The sequence below is a fragment of the Pseudomonas sp. GW823-FHT05G12 genome (assembly GCF_058795575.1).
Map to the genome: position 1 here is coordinate 3,243,751 of NZ_CM179501.1, position 19,178 is coordinate 3,262,928.

General features: G+C 61.7%; 16 protein-coding genes. 13 read left to right on the top strand and 3 right to left on the bottom strand.

Annotation, left to right across the window (positions count from 1 at the left end):
- Positions 1–187 precede the first annotated feature (187 nt).
- Positions 188–1,558 carry a response regulator c-di-GMP phosphodiesterase, NosR family gene (gene nosR / locus AC3RCM_RS14760; RefSeq protein WP_020189881.1) on the top strand — a complete coding sequence of 457 codons (1,371 nt, stop codon included), beginning with the start codon at positions 188–190 and terminating at the stop codon, positions 1,556–1,558.
- A 119-nt stretch (positions 1,559–1,677) separates the two neighbouring features.
- Positions 1,678–2,343, top strand: a complete 666-nt coding sequence (locus tag AC3RCM_RS14765) for an SOS response-associated peptidase (RefSeq protein ID WP_457250315.1) — start codon at positions 1,678–1,680, stop codon at positions 2,341–2,343.
- A gap of 271 nt (positions 2,344–2,614) precedes the next feature.
- Here AC3RCM_RS14765 and AC3RCM_RS14770 read toward each other — a convergent pair whose 3' ends face one another.
- Complete coding sequence (locus tag AC3RCM_RS14770) at positions 2,615–2,872, bottom strand: hypothetical protein (RefSeq protein ID WP_020189883.1); 258 nt, start codon at positions 2,870–2,872, stop codon at positions 2,615–2,617.
- Positions 2,873–4,125: 1,253 nt separating this feature from the next.
- Here AC3RCM_RS14770 and AC3RCM_RS14775 point away from each other — a divergent pair.
- The 4 genes from AC3RCM_RS14775 (at position 4,126) to AC3RCM_RS14790 (ending at position 8,249) form a co-directional block, all read left to right on the top strand.
- Complete coding sequence (locus AC3RCM_RS14775; RefSeq protein WP_017147656.1) at positions 4,126–4,599, top strand: OsmC family protein; 474 nt, start codon at positions 4,126–4,128, stop codon at positions 4,597–4,599.
- 175 nt (positions 4,600–4,774) lie between these two features.
- Positions 4,775–5,194 carry a site-specific integrase gene (locus tag AC3RCM_RS14780; RefSeq protein WP_064490633.1) on the top strand — a complete coding sequence of 140 codons (420 nt, stop codon included), beginning with the start codon at positions 4,775–4,777 and terminating at the stop codon, positions 5,192–5,194.
- A 32-nt stretch (positions 5,195–5,226) separates the two neighbouring features.
- On the top strand, positions 5,227–6,813 hold the full coding sequence (locus tag AC3RCM_RS14785; protein ID WP_010953836.1) for an ABC-F family ATPase: 1,587 nt from the start codon (positions 5,227–5,229) through the stop codon (positions 6,811–6,813).
- Between the two features lie 242 nt (positions 6,814–7,055).
- On the top strand, positions 7,056–8,249 hold the full coding sequence (locus AC3RCM_RS14790) for an MFS transporter (RefSeq protein WP_076402995.1): 1,194 nt from the start codon (positions 7,056–7,058) through the stop codon (positions 8,247–8,249).
- On the opposite strand, the gene AC3RCM_RS14795 is transcribed toward AC3RCM_RS14790, so the two are convergent.
- Entirely contained in the window at positions 8,211–9,257 is a 1,047-nt protein-coding gene (locus AC3RCM_RS14795) for an alpha/beta hydrolase family protein (protein ID WP_492628986.1), read from the bottom strand. The genes AC3RCM_RS14790 and AC3RCM_RS14795 overlap by 39 nt on opposite strands.
- A 201-nt stretch (positions 9,258–9,458) precedes the next feature.
- On the opposite strand from AC3RCM_RS14795, the gene yghU reads away from it, so the two are divergent.
- The 6 genes from yghU (at position 9,459) to AC3RCM_RS14825 (ending at position 16,427) form a co-directional block, all read left to right on the top strand.
- Positions 9,459–10,301 carry a glutathione-dependent disulfide-bond oxidoreductase gene (yghU, locus tag AC3RCM_RS14800; RefSeq protein WP_121783602.1) on the top strand — a complete coding sequence of 281 codons (843 nt, stop codon included), beginning with the start codon at positions 9,459–9,461 and terminating at the stop codon, positions 10,299–10,301.
- Between the two features lie 192 nt (positions 10,302–10,493).
- Positions 10,494–12,197, top strand: coding sequence for an amidase (locus AC3RCM_RS14805; protein WP_266022367.1), 1,704 nt, complete (start codon positions 10,494–10,496; stop codon positions 12,195–12,197).
- Between the two features lie 82 nt (positions 12,198–12,279).
- Positions 12,280–12,954, top strand: coding sequence for a helix-turn-helix transcriptional regulator (locus AC3RCM_RS14810; RefSeq protein WP_104887529.1), 675 nt, complete (start codon positions 12,280–12,282; stop codon positions 12,952–12,954).
- Positions 12,951–13,868 carry a pyridoxal-phosphate dependent enzyme gene (locus AC3RCM_RS14815; RefSeq protein WP_198747064.1) on the top strand — a complete coding sequence of 306 codons (918 nt, stop codon included), beginning with the start codon at positions 12,951–12,953 and terminating at the stop codon, positions 13,866–13,868. Before AC3RCM_RS14810 ends, AC3RCM_RS14815 begins: the two co-directional genes overlap by 4 nt.
- Positions 13,869–14,052: 184 nt before the next feature.
- On the top strand, positions 14,053–15,150 hold the full coding sequence (gene nspC / locus AC3RCM_RS14820; protein ID WP_003248125.1) for a carboxynorspermidine decarboxylase: 1,098 nt from the start codon (positions 14,053–14,055) through the stop codon (positions 15,148–15,150).
- A gap of 32 nt (positions 15,151–15,182) precedes the next feature.
- Complete coding sequence (locus AC3RCM_RS14825; protein ID WP_003248123.1) at positions 15,183–16,427, top strand: saccharopine dehydrogenase family protein; 1,245 nt, start codon at positions 15,183–15,185, stop codon at positions 16,425–16,427.
- Between the two features lie 130 nt (positions 16,428–16,557).
- Here AC3RCM_RS14825 and AC3RCM_RS14830 read toward each other — a convergent pair whose 3' ends face one another.
- Positions 16,558–17,604, bottom strand: coding sequence for a class I SAM-dependent methyltransferase (locus AC3RCM_RS14830; RefSeq protein ID WP_064490690.1), 1,047 nt, complete (start codon positions 17,602–17,604; stop codon positions 16,558–16,560).
- A gap of 244 nt (positions 17,605–17,848) precedes the next feature.
- Here AC3RCM_RS14830 and AC3RCM_RS14835 point away from each other — a divergent pair, with 244 nt between their 5' ends.
- Entirely contained in the window at positions 17,849–19,177 is a 1,329-nt protein-coding gene (locus AC3RCM_RS14835) for a UDP-glucose dehydrogenase family protein (protein ID WP_020191326.1), read from the top strand.
- Position 19,178: the final 1 nt, after the last annotated feature.

A 19,178-nucleotide genomic window follows, 5' to 3' on the forward strand; every position in this document is an offset into this window, starting at 1 on the left:
CTTTTCCCTGGGCTTACGGATATACAGAAGGGTGGTGCCATGCCGTCAGGTTAGATGCCTTCCAGACAATTTGCCTGCCACCCGCCACGCCTTGCTCCGACACCTGTCGCGGAAAAATGATCTAGCCTTTGACCTAAGCACTCGTTGAGCTCGAGTGCCTCCATAGATCGACCGCGTGAGGCCTGCCATGGAAGTGCAACCGAACCCGAACCCACCCTATCGGCCGACCGTGTTGCTAGTGGACGACGAGGAGTCGATCCTTAGCAGTCTGCGTCGGCTATTGCGTGGCCAACCCTATGACGTGAAGCTGGCGACCAGCGGCGAACAGGCACTGGCGCAGATGGCCGAGGGCCCGGTAGACCTGGTGATGAGCGATGCGCGCATGCCTGGTATGGACGGCGCCACCTTGTTGGCACAGATCAATCAGCATCACCCATCGACCGTCAGGATCTTGCTGACCGGCTACGCCGACCCGAGCGCAATCATCAAGGCCGTCAATGACGGTCAGATCCACCGTTACATCAGCAAGCCCTGGAACGACGACGAATTGCTACTGACCTTGCGCCAGGCCCTGGAGCACCAGCATTCCGAACGCGAGCGCCAACGCCTGGAGCTGCTGGCACGTCGGCAGAACGCCCAGTTGAGACTGCTCAATAACGACCTGGAGAAACGCGTTGCAGCCCGTACCGCGGAGCTGCAGCAGACCGCTGACATGCTCGACCTGGCCTACGAAGAACTGAAACACAGCTATGTGACCGGGACTGAAGTGTTCTCGATGTTGGCTAATCTGCGGCTGCCTCCAGCCAAGCAGACCAATCGACAGATCATCGAACTGGTGCGTTGCTACTGTCGGGCCCACGCCTTGGACGAGGCGATCAGCCGCGATCTGGCCATGGCTGCGGCGCTGTACAACATAGGCAAATTGAGTTGGCCGGATAGCATGATCGTTGCCCCTTCGGACCAGTTGATGCACAGCGACCGCGACCGCTATCGCGACTACCCACGCCAAAGTGAAGCGCTGCTGATGACCCTTGAGCCCATGAAAGATGCCGCGCGCCTGATCCTGCATCACCAGGAACACTGGGACGGCAGCGGTTTCCCCGACCGGCTCAAGGGTGAAGCTATCCCGTTCGGCGCTCGCTTGCTCAAGCTGGCCGTGGACTTCGTTGAGCTGCAACGGGGTTTGATTCTTGAACGGCAGATGAACAGTGACGAGGCCTTGCTCTACCTGCGCAAGTACGCCGGCCGGTTGTATGACCCAGCACTCCTTGAGGATTTCGTCCAGGTTTGCGCCTCGTTCCACAGCGATCTCACCCTGGTGGACCCTGAAGTCCAGGTGTGTACCACCCGTGACCTGGCGCCGGGAATGGTGCTTGCGCGCAACCTGAACGCCGACAACGGCATGTTGCTGCTTAACGCCGGCAAGGTTTTGAGCGCCGCGCTGGTGGAGAAGCTGGTGGCCTTTGAATCGATGGAGGGTGGTAAGTACTGCATTTTCGTTCGGGTCCCCTCGAACGAGCCTATAACGCCTGGAAGATCAGACTTGGCGCCGTGCTGAATGGCATTGGGGCGTTCATTCAGCCCTGCACCGCCAGGACTGCGCGTACGGCACGCCGTCGCCCCTCCACACCGGCGATACGCCCAAGCGCTATGCTTGCTCTGGCAGGAGGGCCGCGCATGTGTGGAAGGTTGAGTCAGTACCGAGGCATACACGACTTTGTCGAAACCCTGAGCCTGCCAGAGGCCTGGCGGAACAACGTCGGCGACCAGCCACTTGGCCGGTACAACGTCGCTCCGACCACGCTGGTGGCAGTGCTGCGAATGGATGAAGCAGGCCCGCGGGCGGACCTGGTGAGATGGGGCTGGCGGCCGCATTGGGCGACCGACCGTGCTGCGCCGATTAACGCCAGGGTCGAAAAGGTCGCACACGGCCCCTTCTTCCGGGCGATCTGGCCCCACCGAGGCATAACGCCGATCGACGGCTGGTATGAATGGGTCGATGAAGGCGGACCGAAGAAACAGCCGTACTACATCCGACGCCGGGACGGGCGCCCTTCCCTTTGCGCCAGCATCGGCCAGTTCGCTGGCAGCGAGAATGACGGGTTCGTCATCATTACGGCCGATGCCCGGGGCGGAATGGTAGATGTGCACGACCGCAGGCCAGTGGTTTTGGCCCCAGACCTTGCGCGTGAGTGGATGCAACCCGCGACGCCGGGCGAACAAGCCGAGCAAATGGCGCTCAACCTGGGCGAGCCAGCCGAGGCCTTCGAGTGGTATCGAGTGAGCACAGCCATTGGCAATGTGCGCAACCAAGGCGCCGCGCTGATAGAGCCGCTTCAGTGAAGCGGTAGTAGACCATGCCGGCCCAAGTACCGGCAGCGCAACATCATCGACCACTGATGTGCAGGGTTTCGACTCGGGGACCGGGTCGACTTTGGAACCCGCGCAGCACGACGACTGGTAACACCACCGTCCACAACGGCACTTACGCAAGCGGTTACTGTTGAAATGGCTCGACTCGATGAACAGGGAATACCGTTATCAACAGCTGCACAGATTCGCAGGCGGTCGACCTGCCCGTGGTTGCGGTGGGTCCGATCAGACCTCGGCGAACTCACCTGGCAGCACAAGCTCCGCTTTTCTGACTTTCCACGTACTGTTCAGCCATAACCTTCCCTTCGAGAATGGCTTCTGTCGAAGAGGAGAATGGTCGACTCACACGCAGGGTTCGCGCCGTTGCGCCCGGCTTCCCTACCTCGACCAACATCCCCGTGGGAAATTCGACGCTCGACTCCCACAGCACGTAAATCGATGCCTGGTAACCAAGGTAGGAATGCACGTAAAGGTCATGACTGGTGGACTGAAGGCTCATCACTTTCTCCAACTGGGCGCCTCAATGCGCTTTTGATGGAGATACGACTCAAGCGATCTGACGAGCGTTCCGTTTTCCCTGCATCGTTATCCGTGAAGACGCGAGCCTCTGCGCGGGAGTGGTTCAGGCCCTGGTGCCTTGGGCGCAGGAAACGCCTTGGCGACCCAGTCGTGAGCACGCTCGAGCGCCCAGGCCATCGCCGCGGACAGTTTCTGTCCACGGCAGTCAGGGTGTACCTCTTCGAGCAAGAGCACGCCTTTTTTCCCGTAGATACCCAAGAAAAGTTGAGTGGCGTTTTCAAGTGAGAGTCGGGCTTGGATGTTGATTAAAGTGCCGCAGGGAAGGCGCTCATCGTAGTTGCGGGAATGCAACGCAGAATTGGCCCATTCCCAATAGATTTTGCCGCGATTACGCATGGAACGGACCTAGAACTCATATTCTTGACTGGAGAGACAGAATACACAGCTGTTCCAATGAATCCACTGCTTAAGGTGTGTATTACATTTTTTTATCCAGATGAGAGAACACGGTGAGTCAATACGGAGCCGCCGTGCGGGTCGACAGGCTTCACTTTCTTACACACAGATCCAGGTGGGCGCACGTCCGGGCAAAAGCTGAGGGACGACCGCACCGCAGCGCAGGTCCTTCTGATCTGAGGGCAAATCCGTACTCTTTCTGTGTAACCCCTGTCCCCTTCCCCCTCTATTCACTGCCGCGATATGGGGGCCAAGGGGTCAGCTGCGTGCTCGTTTCACGACGCAGGCAGCCATGAGCGCGGCGCCCGGTATCCAGAGCCCAGGATTTGAAGTGCCTAATCCAACGGCAAGAAGCGCAATTCCGACAGCAAACATAAGCGTTATCCCTCGCTAGAAAAATCCATTTCAACAATCGCCCATTAAAGCACAGGCCGGTCGCAAGAGCGGCCAAGGAATCGTCATGCCCGAAACAATTGAGTTGGACCTCGACGCGATCGAGGCGGCGGCGAAGGCTCCGTTGAGCTGAAGCACCATTTTGCGTGTTGAGGCCCCAAGCTTGAGATAGGGTTTCGATACCCTCAAGCCCAGGACACGACAGAGAGCACGAGAAAATCAGCAATCAGGACTATTCGCAGTTCGGATCATTGCATGTGCTCGGATTGCTCATGCGTCGCTGCAAACACTGGATGCTGGTGGAGAGCCCTCAATCGAGAGCAAGATAACAGCACCCAAGCGATGGGCAAGATTTTCCGGCCATCTTTCGACACAGGAGTGACCATGAAAGAACACCATTACGCTGTCACGGTAAATTGGATAGGTAACACGGGTGAAGGCACTGCCAGTTACACGGCATACCAGAGAGACTTCAACGTGGAGGCTCCAGGCAAGGCACCGATCCTTGGCTCTGCCGACCCCGCCTTTCGCGGGAACCCTGAACGCTGGAACCCTGAAGACATGTTGCTGGCCTCGATCTCGGCCTGCCACAAGCTTTGGTATCTTCATCTGTGCGCAGTCAACAACGTGAACGTCTTGGAATATGTCGACTACCCGGTGGGCCGGATGCTTGAAGGGGATGGCCAGCGCAAGGGCCATTTCAAAGACGCTGAGTTAAGGCCTCAGGTCATTATCAGCAGCCAGTCAAATCTGGATCTTGCAAGACGCCTGCATGACGATGCTCACCACGAATGTTTTATTGCCAACTCAGTCAACTTCCCTATCAGATGCAGTGCTGTTATCAAGCATCAAGACTAGATGTTTTGAATACGACTGCTTCCGTTGTTTAGCAATGGCTTCCAATCGACGCTATCAATAGAGGGGGGAGACACTCTTTCACGAGAGGCCGATAAAGGTCGAAAGCTGATAATCACAACCGACCGCGATCAATCCAAAGCGAAAACCTGACCAGACGAAAACCAAGCATCATCGGGTGGTCCTGTTAAACGAGCGCGCATTGAGCGCCATCAACCAGGCCCAGCGAATGGCTACCCTTCGTCGCATGGCGTCCAAGTCGGCCCACCTGACTAGCCCCTTCGTGTTCCAACCTAGCAAAGGTGGGCTGTGGATCAACGAGCCAAGTGTTACAATCCGCCCCTTCAAATCGGCGCTGAAGGCGCTGAACATCCGTGAACGCCGTCAGTACGACACCCGCCACACCTACGCCACCCTATGCCTGATGCCTGGGATGAACCCCGCGTTCATCGCGAGCCAGCTTGGCCACAGCGTCGAGATGTTGCTCTCTACCTACGCGAAATGGATCAGCTCCTCCTCGGACTGGAGGGAGCTGGAGAAGCTGCCGCCCCGAGTCGAATTGGCCCAAAATTGGCCCAAGACTGACGACAGGGCCTAAATACACCTCTGGAACCCCCGCAGGACAAGCACTTGATTTCTACCGCTAACATCACCATGCAGTTCGGCTCCAAGCCGCTGTTCGAAAACGTTTCCGTCAAATTCAACAACGGCAACCGCTACGGCCTGATCGGCGCCAACGGTTGCGGCAAGTCGACCTTCATGAAAATCCTCGGCGGTGACCTGGAGCCGTCCGCAGGCCAGGTCATGCTCGAGCCGAATACCCGCCTGGGCAAGCTGCGCCAGGACCAGTTCGCCTACGAGGAATTCACCGTGATCGACACGGTGATCATGGGCCACGGCCAGCTGTGGAAAGTCAAGGCCGAGCGTGACCGTATCTACTCGCTGCCGGAAATGACCGAAGAAGACGGCATGGCCGTCGCCGAGCTGGAAACCGAATTCGCCGAAATGGACGGCTACACCGCCGAGTCCCGCGCCGGTGAACTGCTGCTGGGCCTGGGTATTCCGCTGGAGCAGCACTTCGGCCCGATGAGCGAAGTGGCACCGGGCTGGAAGCTGCGTGTCCTGCTGGCCCAGGCGCTGTTCTCGGACCCGGACGTGCTGCTGCTCGACGAACCGACCAACCACCTGGACATCAACACCATCCGCTGGCTGGAAACGATCCTCACGGCGCGTAACAGCACCATGATCATCATTTCCCACGACCGGCACTTCCTCAACAGCGTCTGCACCCACATGGCTGACCTGGATTACGGCGAGCTGCGCCTGTTCCCGGGCAACTATGACGAGTACATGACCGCAGCCACCCAGTCGCGTGAGCAGCTGCTGTCGGACAACGCCAAGAAGAAAGCCCAGATCGCCGAGCTGCAGACCTTCGTCAGCCGCTTCTCGGCCAACGCCTCCAAAGCCAAGCAGGCCACTTCACGTGCCAAGCAGATCGACAAGATCCAGCTGGCCGAGGTCAAGCCGTCCAGCCGCGTCAGCCCGTTCATTCGTTTCGAACAGGCGAAGAAACTGCACCGCCAGGCCGTGGTCGTCGAGAAAATGGCCAAAGCCTTCGACGACAAGGTGCTGTTCAAGAACTTCGACATCACCGTCGAAGCGGGCGAGCGCGTTGCGATCATCGGCCCCAACGGTATTGGCAAGACCACCCTGCTGCGCACCCTGGTCGGCGAGATGACCCCGGATGCGGGCTCGGTGAAGTGGACCGACAGCGCCGAAGTGGGCTACTACGCCCAGGACCACGCCCACGACTTCGAAGACGACATGACCCTGTTCGACTGGATGGGCCAGTGGACCTCTGGTGAGCAGGTGATCCGCGGCACCCTGGGGCGCATGCTGTTCTCCAACGACGAGATCCTCAAGTCGGTGAAGGTGATTTCCGGTGGTGAACAAGGTCGCATGCTGTTCGGCAAGCTGATCCTGCAGAAACCGAACGTGCTGGTGATGGACGAGCCGACCAACCACCTGGACATGGAATCGATCGAAGCGCTGAACCTGGCGCTGGAAAACTACCCGGGCACCCTGCTGTTCGTCAGCCACGACCGCGAGTTCGTGTCGTCGCTGGCCACGCGCATCATCGAGCTGTCGGCCGATGGTGTGGTGGACTTCAGCGGTACCTACGACGACTACCTGCGTAGCCAGGGTGTGCTGGTCTGATTGATGGGACGGCCTGGCCATCTCGGATGGCCGGGCCTCTTCGCGGGCTTGCCCGCTCTCCCAAGGCCCCACAAGCGTCCAATACCTGTGCGGTCCCTGTGGGAGCGGGCAAGCCCGCGAAGAGTCCATCCCCATCCCACCGACCGGCACGGCCCGACGAATAATTCGTTAGCCTGCTGTCTTTTCCTTCGCGCAACGGCCATGATGGGAGCACGCCCAACCGCCCGCCCGCGAAAGAGCCCATGACCGCGCAACAACCTGCCCCCGCCAGTAACACGCTGCACATCACCCTGCAGATCCTGTCGATCGTTTTCTATACCTTCATTGCGTTCCTCTGCATCGGCCTGCCGATCGCGGTGCTGCCCAGCTATGTGCACGACCAGCTCGGCTTTGGCGCTGTGATCGCCGGTGTAACCATTGGCCTGCAGTACCTGGCCACGCTGCTGAGCCGCCCTTTTGCAGGCAGGGTGGCGGACACCTTGGGAGGGAAACAGGCCATCCGCTTTGGCCTGCTGGGGATTGCCGGTTGCGGGGTGTTGACGTTGCTGTCAGCCTGGACCCTCACCTTACCGCTGCTGAGCCTGACACTGCTACTCGGTGGCCGTTTGCTGCTGGGCATCGCCCAAGGGCTGATCGGCGTGGCCACCTTGAGCTGGGGTATCAGCCAGGTCGGCCCCGAACACACTGCCAGGGTCATCTCGTGGAACGGCATCGCCTCCTATGGCGCGATCGCCATCGGTGCGCCAGTTGGCGTGCTGGCCGTGGACGGGCTGGACTTCAGCGTGCTGGGGCCGGCTTTGCTGGTGCTGGCAACCCTTGCCCTGCTGGTGCTTCGCAAGCGCCCCGACATGGTCGTGGTGCGCGGCGAGCGCCTGCCCTTCTGGTCGGCGTTCGGCCGGGTTGCCCCGTGTGGCCTGGGTTTGACCCTGGCCTCGATCGGCTACGGCACCTTGACCACCTTCGTCACCTTGTATTACCTCGAGCGCGGTTGGGCCGGCGCGGCCTGGTGCCTGAGTGCGTTTGGCGTGTGCTTCATCATTTCGCGCCTGCTGTTCGTCAACGCGGTCAACCGCTTTGGTGGCTACAACGTGGCGGTCGCCTGCATGGCCACCGAAGTGCTTGGCCTGAGCCTTCTGTGGCTGGCGCCCTCGCCGCCCTGGGCGCTGGTTGGCGCCGGGCTGACCGGTTTCGGGCTGTCGCTGGTTTACCCGGCATTGGGCGTGGAAGCGATCAAGCAAGTCCCCAGCAGCAGCCGCGGCGCAGGGCTGGGCGCCTATGCTGTGTTCTTCGACATGGCCTTGGCCATTGCCGGCCCGGTGATGGGCGCCGTGGCGGTACACCTGGGGTATGCCTCGATCTTCTGCGTGGCTGCCCTGCTCGCCCTAGCCGGGGTCGGCCTAACGTTGTGGCTGGCGCGGCGCGCCCGTCGCAGCTGAACGCTGAGCCGGCGCTGGCGCCCCCAGCGCCTGGCTGAAGAACGCTGCCGTTTCTCGCTGCAGCGAATGATGGATATGCCGGCGGTCGACGCCGTCGGCGTCCTTGCACAGCGCCGGCATTCGCGCGTACTGCTCGGCATCGCAGTGGGCCATGAACACGAAATGCCCGGCACCGGCCAACAGGCGGTAGTCCGGTGTGACCGGCAGTTTGCGGGCCAGGGCCTCGGCATTACGGTCCACTGCCACAAGCTGATCGCTGTCGCCACTGTAGATCAGTGCGGGTACCTGCACCCCGGCCAGCGCATGGCGCCCGAACAACAGGCTCAGCGGCGCCATCAACATGACCGCCCCCACTCGCGGGTCGGTCTCGGGCGCCAGTTCGCTGCGGTCGGCAATCAGGATGCCGTGGGTCTTGCAGGCGTCTGCGTCATGCGGGCGCTCCAGGCAGTACTGACGCAGACGCTCCAGGTCGGGGCGTGCGCCAGACAGGATCAACGCGGTTTCTCCGCCGGCCGAGTAGCCAATCACACCCACCTTGCCGTCATTCAGATAAGGCCCGACCACTGCATCATCGCGCGCTGCGGTGATCGCCGCGCTGACTTGCAGCGGCCGCCCATAAAGATTGCTCAGGGTGCCAAGGCGGCTGTGGTCGCGCACGTTGTCCCCCGGGTGCACCACCGCCACCACCACGAACCCTTGGCGCGCCAACGACGTTGCCAGGTAATGCAAGGCCAGTGGGCTGCCCGTATTGCCGTGAGACAGCACCAGCAACGGGAATCGGCCCATGGCCACGGGCGCCTCTTCGGCCACGTCGACGGGATACCCGTCTATACGGCTGATACGGGTTTTGCCAACGGCCGGGTAGAACGCCAGGGCTTGCATCGGGCGGCTATCGACCGGGTCGGTCAAGGTCATAAGGTGCAGGCCGGCAACCCACGGCGTGGCCTCGGCGCGGGCCAAAAGGCCGCCGAGCAGGACCAGCGCCAACACGCAGCGTGCAATGGTCATCGGCCAGCGGTTCCTTGCAGGACGAAGTGGTAAGCCAGCATAAAACCGGCCAGGCTTGTGCCGGATGAAAACTGGATGAAACCGCCGTCATGCAAGCTGCGCCTGCACCCTGTGCATTTGCGCATTGCATCGAACCCGTGGCATAGATGCAGGTCAAGGTTTTCACGTGACCGTTTTCGCGCCATTGAAGGAGATTCATGCATGAGCAAGCCTGCCTACGTGCCACCCAAAGTCTGGCGCAACGACGCAGCCTCCGGCGGCCAGTTCGCCAGCATCAACCGCCCGGTCGCCGGCCCGACTCACGACAAGGACCTGCCGCTGGGCAAACACCCGCTGCAGCTGTATTCCCTGGCCACGCCCAATGGCGTCAAGGTCACCATTGCCCTTGAAGAGCTGCTTGCCCTGGGCCACGCCGGTGCCGAATACGATGCCTGGCTGATCCGCATCGGCGAGGGTGATCAGTTTTCCAGTGGCTTCGTCCAGGTCAACCCCAACTCGAAGATCCCTGCCCTGCTCGACCGCAGCGTGGAGCCGCCGGTGCGGGTGTTCGAATCAGGCTCGATACTGCTGTACCTGGCAGAGAAATTCGGTGCTTTGCTGCCAAAATCGCCGGCTGCGCGCACCGAATGCCTGAACTGGTTGTTCTGGCAGATGGGTGCGGCGCCTTACCTGGGCGGTGGTTTTGGCCACTTCTACGTGTATGCACCGGAAAAGTTCGAGTACGCCATCAACCGCTTCACCATGGAGGCCAAGCGTCAACTGGACGTACTTGATCGCCGCTTGGCCGAAAGCCGTTATCTGGGCGGCGATGAATACAGTATCGCTGATATTGCCGTGTGGCCGTGGTATGGCCAGCTGGTGCGCGGCAACCTGTATGACGCCGCGCAGTTCCTGGCGGTTGACGAGTACCCGAACGTACAGCGCTGGGCCGAGGACATCGCCCAGCGCCCTGCTGTGCAGCGCGGTACACGCGTGAACCGTACCTGGGGAGATGAACACAGCCAGGTGCCGGAGCGCCATAGCGCCGCAGACTTGGAAGGTTGACGCAAACCGTGTGGGAGCGGCCCTTTGGTGACTGAAAGGCCGCCCCCCACAATGGGCCGGGCAAAACCTGTGAATGCCCCCGACAATGCCCCCCTGCATAAAACCATTTGCCCCTGCGCAAACCTGCGTCGGCCAAGCCCTTCTTGTACACTCCTCGCATTAGCCCCCACCTGCACATTTTTTGGTGAACGCATGATCGAGGTAACCGAGGTTTCCATTGCCGAGCTGCGCGACGCGCTCGAGTCGGGCCGCACGACAGCGGTCGAGCTGGTCAAGGCCTACCTGGCGCGCATCGACGCCTACGATGGCGCCGACACAGCCACAGCCCTTAACGCCGTAGTGGTGCGCAACCCGGAGGCGCTGAAAGAAGCCGAGGCCTCCGACGCCCGCCGCGCCAAGGGCCAGGTGCTTAGCCCGCTGGACGGCATCCCCTACACCGCCAAGGACAGCTACCTGGTCAAAGGCTTGACTGCCGCCTCCGGCAGCCCTGCCTTCAAGGACCTGGTCGCCCAGCGCGACGCCTTCACCATCGAGCGCCTGCGCGCCGCCGGTGCCGTGTGCCTGGGCAAGACCAACATGCCGCCCATGGCTAACGGTGGCATGCAGCGCGGCGTCTATGGCCGCGCCGAAAGCCCGTACAACGCCAACTACCTGACCGCGCCCTTCGCCTCAGGCTCGTCCAACGGTGCCGGTACCGCCACCGCCGCCAGCTTCAGCGCCTTTGGCCTGGCCGAAGAAACCTGGTCCAGCGGCCGTGGCCCGGCGTCCAACAACGGCCTGTGCGCCTACACCCCGTCGCGCGGGGTGATTTCGGTGCGTGGCAACTGGCCGCTGACGCCGACCATGGACGTGGTGGTGCCCTATGCCCGCACCATGGCCGACCTCCTTGAAATCCTCGACGTGGTGGTAGCCGATGACGCCGACAAGCGCGGCGACCTGTGGCGCCTGCAGCCATGGGTGCCGATCCCCGCTGCCTCGACGGTACGTCCGGCGTCGTACCTTGAACTGGCGGTAGATGCCAGCGCGCTCAAGGGCAAGCGCTTTGGCGTACCACGCATGTATATAAATGCCGATCCCGAAGCAGGCACCTCCGAGAAGCCAGGCATCGGCGGGCCGACCGGCCAACGCATCAACACCCGCGCCACGGTGATCGACCTGTGGCAACAAGCGCGCCAGGCCCTGGAAGCAGCGGGTGCCGAAGTACTGGAAGTGGACTTCCCGCTGGTGTCCAACTGCGAAGGCGACCGCCCAGGTGCGCCGACCGTGTACAACCGCGGCATCGTCAGCAAGGCATTCCTGCATGACGAACTGTGGGAACTGTCGGGCTGGGCCTTTGACGACTTCCTGCGCGCCAACGATGACCCCAAGCTTAACCGCCTGGCCGATGTCGACGGGCTGAAGATCTTCCCCCACGACCCGGGCACCTTGCCTAACCGTGAAGATGACCTGGCTGCCGGCATGGACGAGTACGTCAACATGGCCAAGCGTGGCCTGAAGACCTGGGACCAGATCGAGACCCTGCCCGACGGCCTGCGCGGCCTGGAGCAGACCCGCAAGCTGGACCTGGAAGACTGGATGGACAAGCTGGGCCTGGACGCGGTGCTGTTCCCCACCGTAGCCGACGTTGGCCCGGCCGATGCCGATATCAACCCGGTATCGGCGGACATCGCCTGGAGCAACGGTATCTGGGTAGCCAACGGCAACCTGGCAATCCGTCACCTGGGCGTGCCGACCGTGACCGTGCCGATGGGCGTGATGGCCGATATCGGTATGCCGGTGGGGCTGACCTTTGCCGGGAAGGCCTATAGCGACAACGCGCTGCTGAGTTTTGCTGCCGCCTTTGAGTCGACTGGCTCGCGCCGGATGATTCCGCCGCGCACGCCGGCGCTCGGCTGAGTCTTACAGGGCCCCTAAAAGCAGATCGCGAATTTCAACCATATGTGTAAAAATACACAAACAGTTGATTTTGCGATCTGCCATGCCTATCACCCCCAGCGAAGAACGCCAACTCACCCTCACCGTGCTCAAGGCCGCCATCCAGGCCCTGGGCAGCGTTGCCGCGCGCAACATGGAAATACTCCTGCACGACCTTGACCACCCCGAACACTCGGTGGTGGCGATCGTCAACGGTCATCTGTCCGGCCGCAGCGTAGGCAGCCCGATCCTCGCCGCACCGGAGCAGGACCAGGGCTTCAAGGCACTGATGCAGGCCTCGGCCGACCAGCACGGCCGTGAGCCGGTGGTGCTGCCCGATTACCCCACTACGCTCAAAGGCCGCACGCTACGAAGTGCCACGGCTATCTTCCGTGACAGCAGCGGCCACCCGTTCGCCAGCCTGTGCGTCAACACCGACGTCACCGGCCTGGATGCTGCCATGAACTTTCTCCAGCAGTTGCAGCCACTGGGGGCCATACCTGCGGTCAACGAACCTGCCGACATGGAGCTGCTGATGAGCGAGATCATCCAGGCCGCCCTGCAGCGCAGCGGCCAGGGGCGGATGAACAAACAGGCCAAGGTCGAGGCCGTGCGCGTCATGCAGGAGCGCGGCCTGTTCATCGTCAAGGGCGGCGTCGAGAAGGCTGCCAGCGCCCTCGGCGTGACGCGCTACACCATTTACAACTACCTCGAGCAACTACGCGGAGCCAGCCAATGACCTTGCACATTCATACCCCCCTGATCGAGTCGCGCCCGCTGTCGTTGGCGGCCGGTCGTAATATCTGGCTCAAGCTCGACGCCCTGCAACCCTGCGGTTCGTTCAAACTGCGCGGTGTAGGCCACGCCTGCGAGGTACACCACGCGCGTGGCGCCCGGCACTTTGTGTCCTCGTCAGGTGGCAATGCCGGTTTGGCAGTCGCCTACGCCGGACGCAAGCTGGGGGTGCCGGTGACCGTGGTGGTACCCGAAACCACCACCGAACGGGCCAAGCAGCTGCTGCACCTGGAAGACGCCAAGGTGGTGGTGCACGGCAGTTCCTGGCAAGAGGCCAACGCCCTGGCACAGACACTGGTAGGCCCGAACGATGCCTTCATCCACCCGTTCGACGACCCACTGCTGTGGGCCGGGCATGCCAGCCTGGTGGATGAAGTGGCCGAAGCCGGCCTTAAGCCGGACGCGGTGGTGTTGTCAGTCGGCGGTGGCGGCTTGCTCAGTGGCGTGGTGGAGGGGCTCAAGCGCAATGGCTGGGGCGATGTGCCGGTGCTGGCAGTAGAAACCGAGGGCGCGGCGTCGCTGCATGCGGCCATGCAGGCCGGGCATTCGGTGGAGCTGGAGCGCATCGCCTCGGTGGCGACGTCGCTGGGGGCCAAGCGTGTGGCTGATCAGGCGCTGATATGCGTGCAGCAGCATCCGGTGCACAGCCATCTGGTCAGCGATCGCGCAGCGCTGGAGGCCTGTGAGCGGTTCTTGCTGGACCACCGTGTGCTGGTCGAGCCCGCGTGCGGGGCGGCGTTGGCAGTGGCCTATGATGCCAAGGCACTGGGCGCCTTGCGCAATGTCCTGGTGGTGGTCTGTGGCGGCGCTACCGCAACACTGGAGCAGATCAAGGCCTGGCTGCAGCAGGCAGACTGAAGCTGCCATCTGTCGGGGGTGATTACGACAGTCACATCCACCTGATCTACTAGGCTCGCCGCAACCGAAAAGCCCACGCAATGGCGTCAACCCTGACGAAATGCGTATCCCGCCCTTTCGGTCTGCGGCAAGTGAAGGCACAATGCGTGTCCTTTTTTTGGCCGGCCTGGCCGGGGGCCTTTAAATGATCAAGACGCCGTATTACCTCATCGATAAAACCAAGCTGCTCAGCAACATGGAGAAGATCGCCTACGTGCGCGAACACTCCGGTGCCAAGGCGCTGCTCGCCCTCAAGTGCTTCGCCACTTGGTCGGTGTTCGACCTGATGCAGCAGTACATGGACGGAACCACCTCGTCCTCCCTGTTCGAGCTCAAGCTCGGCCGCCAGAAGTTCGCCGGCGAAACCCATGCCTATAGCGTGGCCTGGGCCGACGACGAGGTCGAGGAGATGCTTGAGAACTGCGACAAGATCATCTTCAACTCGATCGGCCAGCTGCAACGCTTTGCCGAACAGTCCGAAGGCAAGGTGCGTGGTCTGCGCGTCAACCCGCAGGTCAGCAGCTCCGACTACCTGCTGGCCGACCCGGCCCGCCCGTTCAGCCGCCTGGGCGAATGGGACCCGGCGAAGATCGAACAGGTGATCGAACAGATCTCCGGCTTCATGTTCCACAACAACTGCGAGAACGGTGACTTCGGCCTGTTCGACAAGATGCTCACGCACATCGAAGAGCGATTCGGCCACCTGCTGCACAAGGTCGAGTGGGTCAGCCTGGGTGGTGGCATTCACTTCACCGGTGAAGACTATGCAGTAGACGCCTTCTGCGCGCGCCTGAAGGCGTTCTCGGAAAAATACGGCGTGCAGGTTTACCTGGAGCCGGGCGAAGCCGCCATCACCAACAGCGCCTCGCTGGAAGTGACCGTGCTCGATACCCTGTACAACGGCAAGCACCTGGCCGTGGTCGACAGCTCGATCGAAGCGCACCTGCTCGACCTGCTGATCTACCGCCTCAACGCCAAGATGGCCCCCAATGACGGCGAGCATACCTACATGGTCTGCGGCAAGTCATGCCTGGCCGGTGACATCTTCGGCGAGTACCAATTCGACCGTCCGCTGGCCATTGGCGATCGCCTGTCGTTCATCGACACGGCGGGCTACACCATGGTCAAGAAAAACTGGTTCAACGGGCTGAAGATGCCTTCCATCGTGGTCAAGCAGCTCGACGGCAGCGTCGAAGTCGTCCGCGAGTTCGGTTTCGAAGACTACGTTTCCAGCCTGTCGTAAGACCGGCTTTCAAGTAAGGAGCAAAGGGTAAATTGAAGAAGAACGTTCTTATCATTGGTGCAGGAGGTGTCGCCAAGGTGGTGGCCCACAAGTGCGCGCAGCATAACGACGAACTGGGTCGTATCGCCATCGCGTCACGGAACATCTCCAAATGCCAGGCCATCATCGACAGCGTCAAGGCCAAGGGTAGCCTCAAGGTACCCGCCGACATCCAGGCCTTCTCGCTCAATGCCCTCGATGTCGAGGCAACCAAGGCGCTGATCCGCGAAACCGAATCGCAGATCGTGATCAATGTGGGTTCCGCCTTCCTCAACATGTCGGTGCTGCGTGCTTGCATCGATACGGGTGTCGCCTATCTGGACACCGCCATCCACGAAGAGCCGGGCAAGATCTGCGAGACCCCACCGTGGTACGGCAACTACGAGTGGAAACACCTCGAAGAGTGCCAGGCAAAGAACATTACCGCCATTCTCGGCGTCGGTTTCGACCCGGGTGTGGTGAACAGCTACGCCAAGCTGGCGCAGCAGCAGTATTTCGACAGCATTGATTCGATCGATATTCTCGACGTCAATGCCGGTTCGCATGGCAAGTACTTTGCCACCAACTTCGACCCGGAAATCAACTTCCGCGAGTTCACCGGACAAGTGTGGAGCTGGCAGAACAGCCAGTGGACCAGCAACACCATGTTCGAGGTCAAGCGTACCGACGACCTGCCAGTGGTAGGCTCGCAAAACCTGTACCTGACCGGCCACGATGAAGTTCACTCGATTTCGAAGAACCTCAACGTCCCGAACGTGCGCTTCTGGATGAGCTTCGGCGAGCACTACATCAACGTGTTCACTGTTCTGAAAAACCTGGGCCTGCTCAGCGAGCAACCGGTGAAAACCGCCGAAGGCCTGGAAGTGGTACCGCTGAAAGTGGTCAAGGCCGTACTGCCAGACCCGGCCTCGCTGGCCCCTGGCTACACCGGCAAGACCTGCATCGGCGACCTGGTCAAAGGCACCAAGGATGGCCAGCCGCGCGAAGTGTTCATCTACAACGTGGCCGACCACGAAGAAGCCTATGCCGAGACCGACAGCCAGGGCATTTCCTACACCGCCGGTGTACCGCCAGTGGCCGCTGCCCTGCTGGTCGCTCGTGGCGAGTGGGATGCCAAGCGCATGGTCAACGTCGAGGAGCTGCCAGCCGAGCCGTTCCTCAAGGCGCTGGACGTGATGGGCCTGCCGACCCGCGTCAAAGATGAAAAAGGCGATCGTCCTTGGGACGCTGAAGCCTAAGCGACAAACAGAAGGGGTGCCATGCAGCACCCCTTCTGCTTTCCAGGTCCAGGATCGCCACAGCCCTGAAACAAGCACGTAACCTGTGGGAGCGGGCAAGCCCGCGAAGAGGCCGGCGCAAGATCACGCTCTACTTGCGGGCCTCCAGAATCAGGTTGAACGGCGTCTGCGTCGCCCGCCGGAAGCGGCTGAACCCCGCCTCCTCGAAGACGGCCCGCAATCGCGCCTCCCCGGCCTGCGCGCCCAACCCCAGCCCCACTTCCTGCGACAACGAATTGGGCGTGCAGATAAACGTCGACGCCGCATAGAACAAGCGCCCGACCGGTGTCAGGTTACCCTCCAGCGAGTCCTCGGCATACGGCTCAACCAGCATGACCGTGCCGTCAGCCTTCAAAGCACGGTAGGCATGCCGGGCTGCCCCGACCGGGTCACCCATGTCGTGCAGGCAATCGAAGAAGCACACCAGGTCATGGTCATGCCCCGGGTACTCCTTGGCGCTGGCCTGCTGGAAGCTCACCCGCCCCTCCAACCCCGCTTCCCGCGCACGCGCGTTGGCGGTGACGATCGAAGGCTGATGATAGTCGTACCCCACGAAGGTCGACGCCGGAAACGCCTGCGCCATCACCAGCGTCGAGGCACCATGACCGCAGCCCACGTCCGCCACCTTGGCGCCCGCCTGCAGCTTGGCCACCACACCCTCCAGTGCCGGCAGCCAATCCGCAACCAGGAAGGTGCGATACCCCGGCCGGAAAAACCGCTCGGTACCGCTGAACATGCACGGGTGGTGATCGCCCCAGGCCAACCCGCCATCGCCGCGCATGGCAGCTACCAGCTTGTCCTTGTCATGGAACAGCGCCGCCACCACTGCCGCGCCGCCGGCCATGTAGGCCGGGGAGTCCTCCAGCGCCAGGGCCATGGCCTGTTCTTCAGGCAGCACAAAACGACCCTTGTCATGGACCATGTAGCCCGATGCCGCCTGGGCATTCAACCATTCGCGCACCAGCCGCGGGTGGCAGCCGGTCTTTTCCGCCAGTTGCTCAGGGGTAACCGCCTGGCTGTCGGCCATGGCCCGGTACAGCCCCAGTTCATCGCCGAGAATGACATTGGCCAGTGTCGCCGCCGCGCCCATGTCGCCCACCAGCTTGCCCATGAAATCGTGAAGCCTTGCCTCGTCCATGACCTGCCCTCCTCTGCAAGAAGGCCATCGCCAACGAGGGACGTCCGCTCCGGGAAGGCGGTGGTCGGTTCAAGGGTTTTCGTTCGCGGTACAACACGCAACTGCGAGCTGTCAGTAAGTTTAGATGCTCTGCCTGGGCGACGTGGAATAACGGCCATATGGTCCACGAGCATTTCCCTCAGGTCACAATTCCTAAACAACGATGTGACATTTTTTTTCAGCTTTCCTATCAAGGAGCTGTCAAATGAAGGTCACGGTTTTCGGAACCGGCTATGTCGGCCTGACCCAGGCGGTGTGCCTGGCCCAGGTAGGCCATTCGGTGTTGTGCATGGATGTCGATGCCGATCGGGTGGCCAGCCTGAGTGAAGGCCATTGCCCGATCTTCGAGCCCGGCCTTGCGCCGCTGCTGGAGAAGAACCTCGCCTGCGGTCGGCTACGCTTCACCACGGATGCCGCAGCCGCTGCCAACTATGCCCGGTTGCAGTTCATTGCCGTCGGTACCCCACCGCAAGCCGACGGCAGCGCCGACCTGAAGCACGTTTTCGCCGTGGTCGACAGCATCCTCGAACACGCTGACGGGCCCAAAGTAATCGTCAACAAGTCCACCGTGCCGGTGGGTACGGTACACCGCATCAAGGCACGCATCGCCCAGGCCGTGGCCGATACCAGCCGCTTCCAGGTGATCAGCAACCCGGAGTTTCTCAAGGAGGGGTCTGCGGTGGATGACTGCATGCGCCCCCAGCGCATCATCATCGGCGGCGCAGAAGCGGCCGAAGTGGAGTTGCTACGCGAGCTTTACCTGCCGTTCAACCGCAACCGCGAAAAGTTCATGGTCATGGACGCGCGCAGTGCCGAGCTGACCAAGTACGCAGCCAATTGCATGCTGGCCACCAAGATTTCCTTCATCAACGAGATCGCCAACCTGGCCGAGCACCTGGGGGCCGACATCGAAATGGTGCGCCGTGGCATCGGCTCGGACCCGCGCATCGGTTACGACTTCATCTACGCCGGCTGCGGTTTTGGCGGCTCGTGCTTCCCCAAAGACCTGCAAGCCCTGCGCCACAGTGCCGAGGCGGAAGGCTTCGAGACACAGTTGCTGCGCGCAGTAGAGTCGGTCAACGAGCAGCAGAAGGGCCGGCTGTTCAGCAAGATCCAGCGCCATTACCCCGGCGGCCTGCGGGGCAAGGTGTTTGCCCTGTGGGGCTTGTCGTTCAAGCCCAATACCAATGATATCCGCGAAGCCTCCAGCCGGGTCCTGCTGGAAGCATTGTGGGCCGCGGGCGCGCGGGTGCAGGCTCACGACCCTCAGGCCATGGAAGAAATCCGGCGCCACTACGGCCCGCGTGCCGACCTGCAACTGGTGCCCTGCAAGGACGATGCGTTGCGGGGCGCCGATGCCCTGGTGATCGTCACCGAATGGCAGGACTACCGTGTGCTCAACCTGGACGAGGTGCCGCAGCAGCTGGCCGACCGGGTGGTGTTCGATGGCCGCAACCTGTACGAACCCGAGCACATGGCCTCGGCAGGGCTGACTTACTACGGCATCGGACGTGGCAAGATTGCGCCAGCTTGAC

Bases quoted from the DNA above. Each gene is read 5' to 3' on its own strand.
- nosR (WP_020189881.1), top strand. From the start codon at position 188: ATGGAAGTGCAACCGAACCCGAACCCACCCTATCGGCCGACCGTGTTG.
- AC3RCM_RS14765 (WP_457250315.1), top strand. From the start codon at position 1,678: ATGTGTGGAAGGTTGAGTCAGTACCGAGGCATACACGACTTTGTCGAA.
- AC3RCM_RS14770 (WP_020189883.1), bottom strand. From the start codon at position 2,872: ATGAGCCTTCAGTCCACCAGTCATGACCTTTACGTGCATTCCTACCTT.
- AC3RCM_RS14775 (WP_017147656.1), top strand. From the start codon at position 4,126: ATGAAAGAACACCATTACGCTGTCACGGTAAATTGGATAGGTAACACG.
- AC3RCM_RS14790 (WP_076402995.1), top strand. From the start codon at position 7,056: ATGACCGCGCAACAACCTGCCCCCGCCAGTAACACGCTGCACATCACC.
- AC3RCM_RS14795 (WP_492628986.1), bottom strand. From the start codon at position 9,257: ATGACCATTGCACGCTGCGTGTTGGCGCTGGTCCTGCTCGGCGGCCTT.
- yghU (WP_121783602.1), top strand. From the start codon at position 9,459: ATGAGCAAGCCTGCCTACGTGCCACCCAAAGTCTGGCGCAACGACGCA.
- AC3RCM_RS14805 (WP_266022367.1), top strand. From the start codon at position 10,494: ATGATCGAGGTAACCGAGGTTTCCATTGCCGAGCTGCGCGACGCGCTC.
- AC3RCM_RS14810 (WP_104887529.1), top strand. From the start codon at position 12,280: ATGCCTATCACCCCCAGCGAAGAACGCCAACTCACCCTCACCGTGCTC.
- AC3RCM_RS14815 (WP_198747064.1), top strand. From the start codon at position 12,951: ATGACCTTGCACATTCATACCCCCCTGATCGAGTCGCGCCCGCTGTCG.
- nspC (WP_003248125.1), top strand. From the start codon at position 14,053: ATGATCAAGACGCCGTATTACCTCATCGATAAAACCAAGCTGCTCAGC.
- AC3RCM_RS14830 (WP_064490690.1), bottom strand. From the start codon at position 17,604: ATGGACGAGGCAAGGCTTCACGATTTCATGGGCAAGCTGGTGGGCGAC.
- AC3RCM_RS14835 (WP_020191326.1), top strand. From the start codon at position 17,849: ATGAAGGTCACGGTTTTCGGAACCGGCTATGTCGGCCTGACCCAGGCG.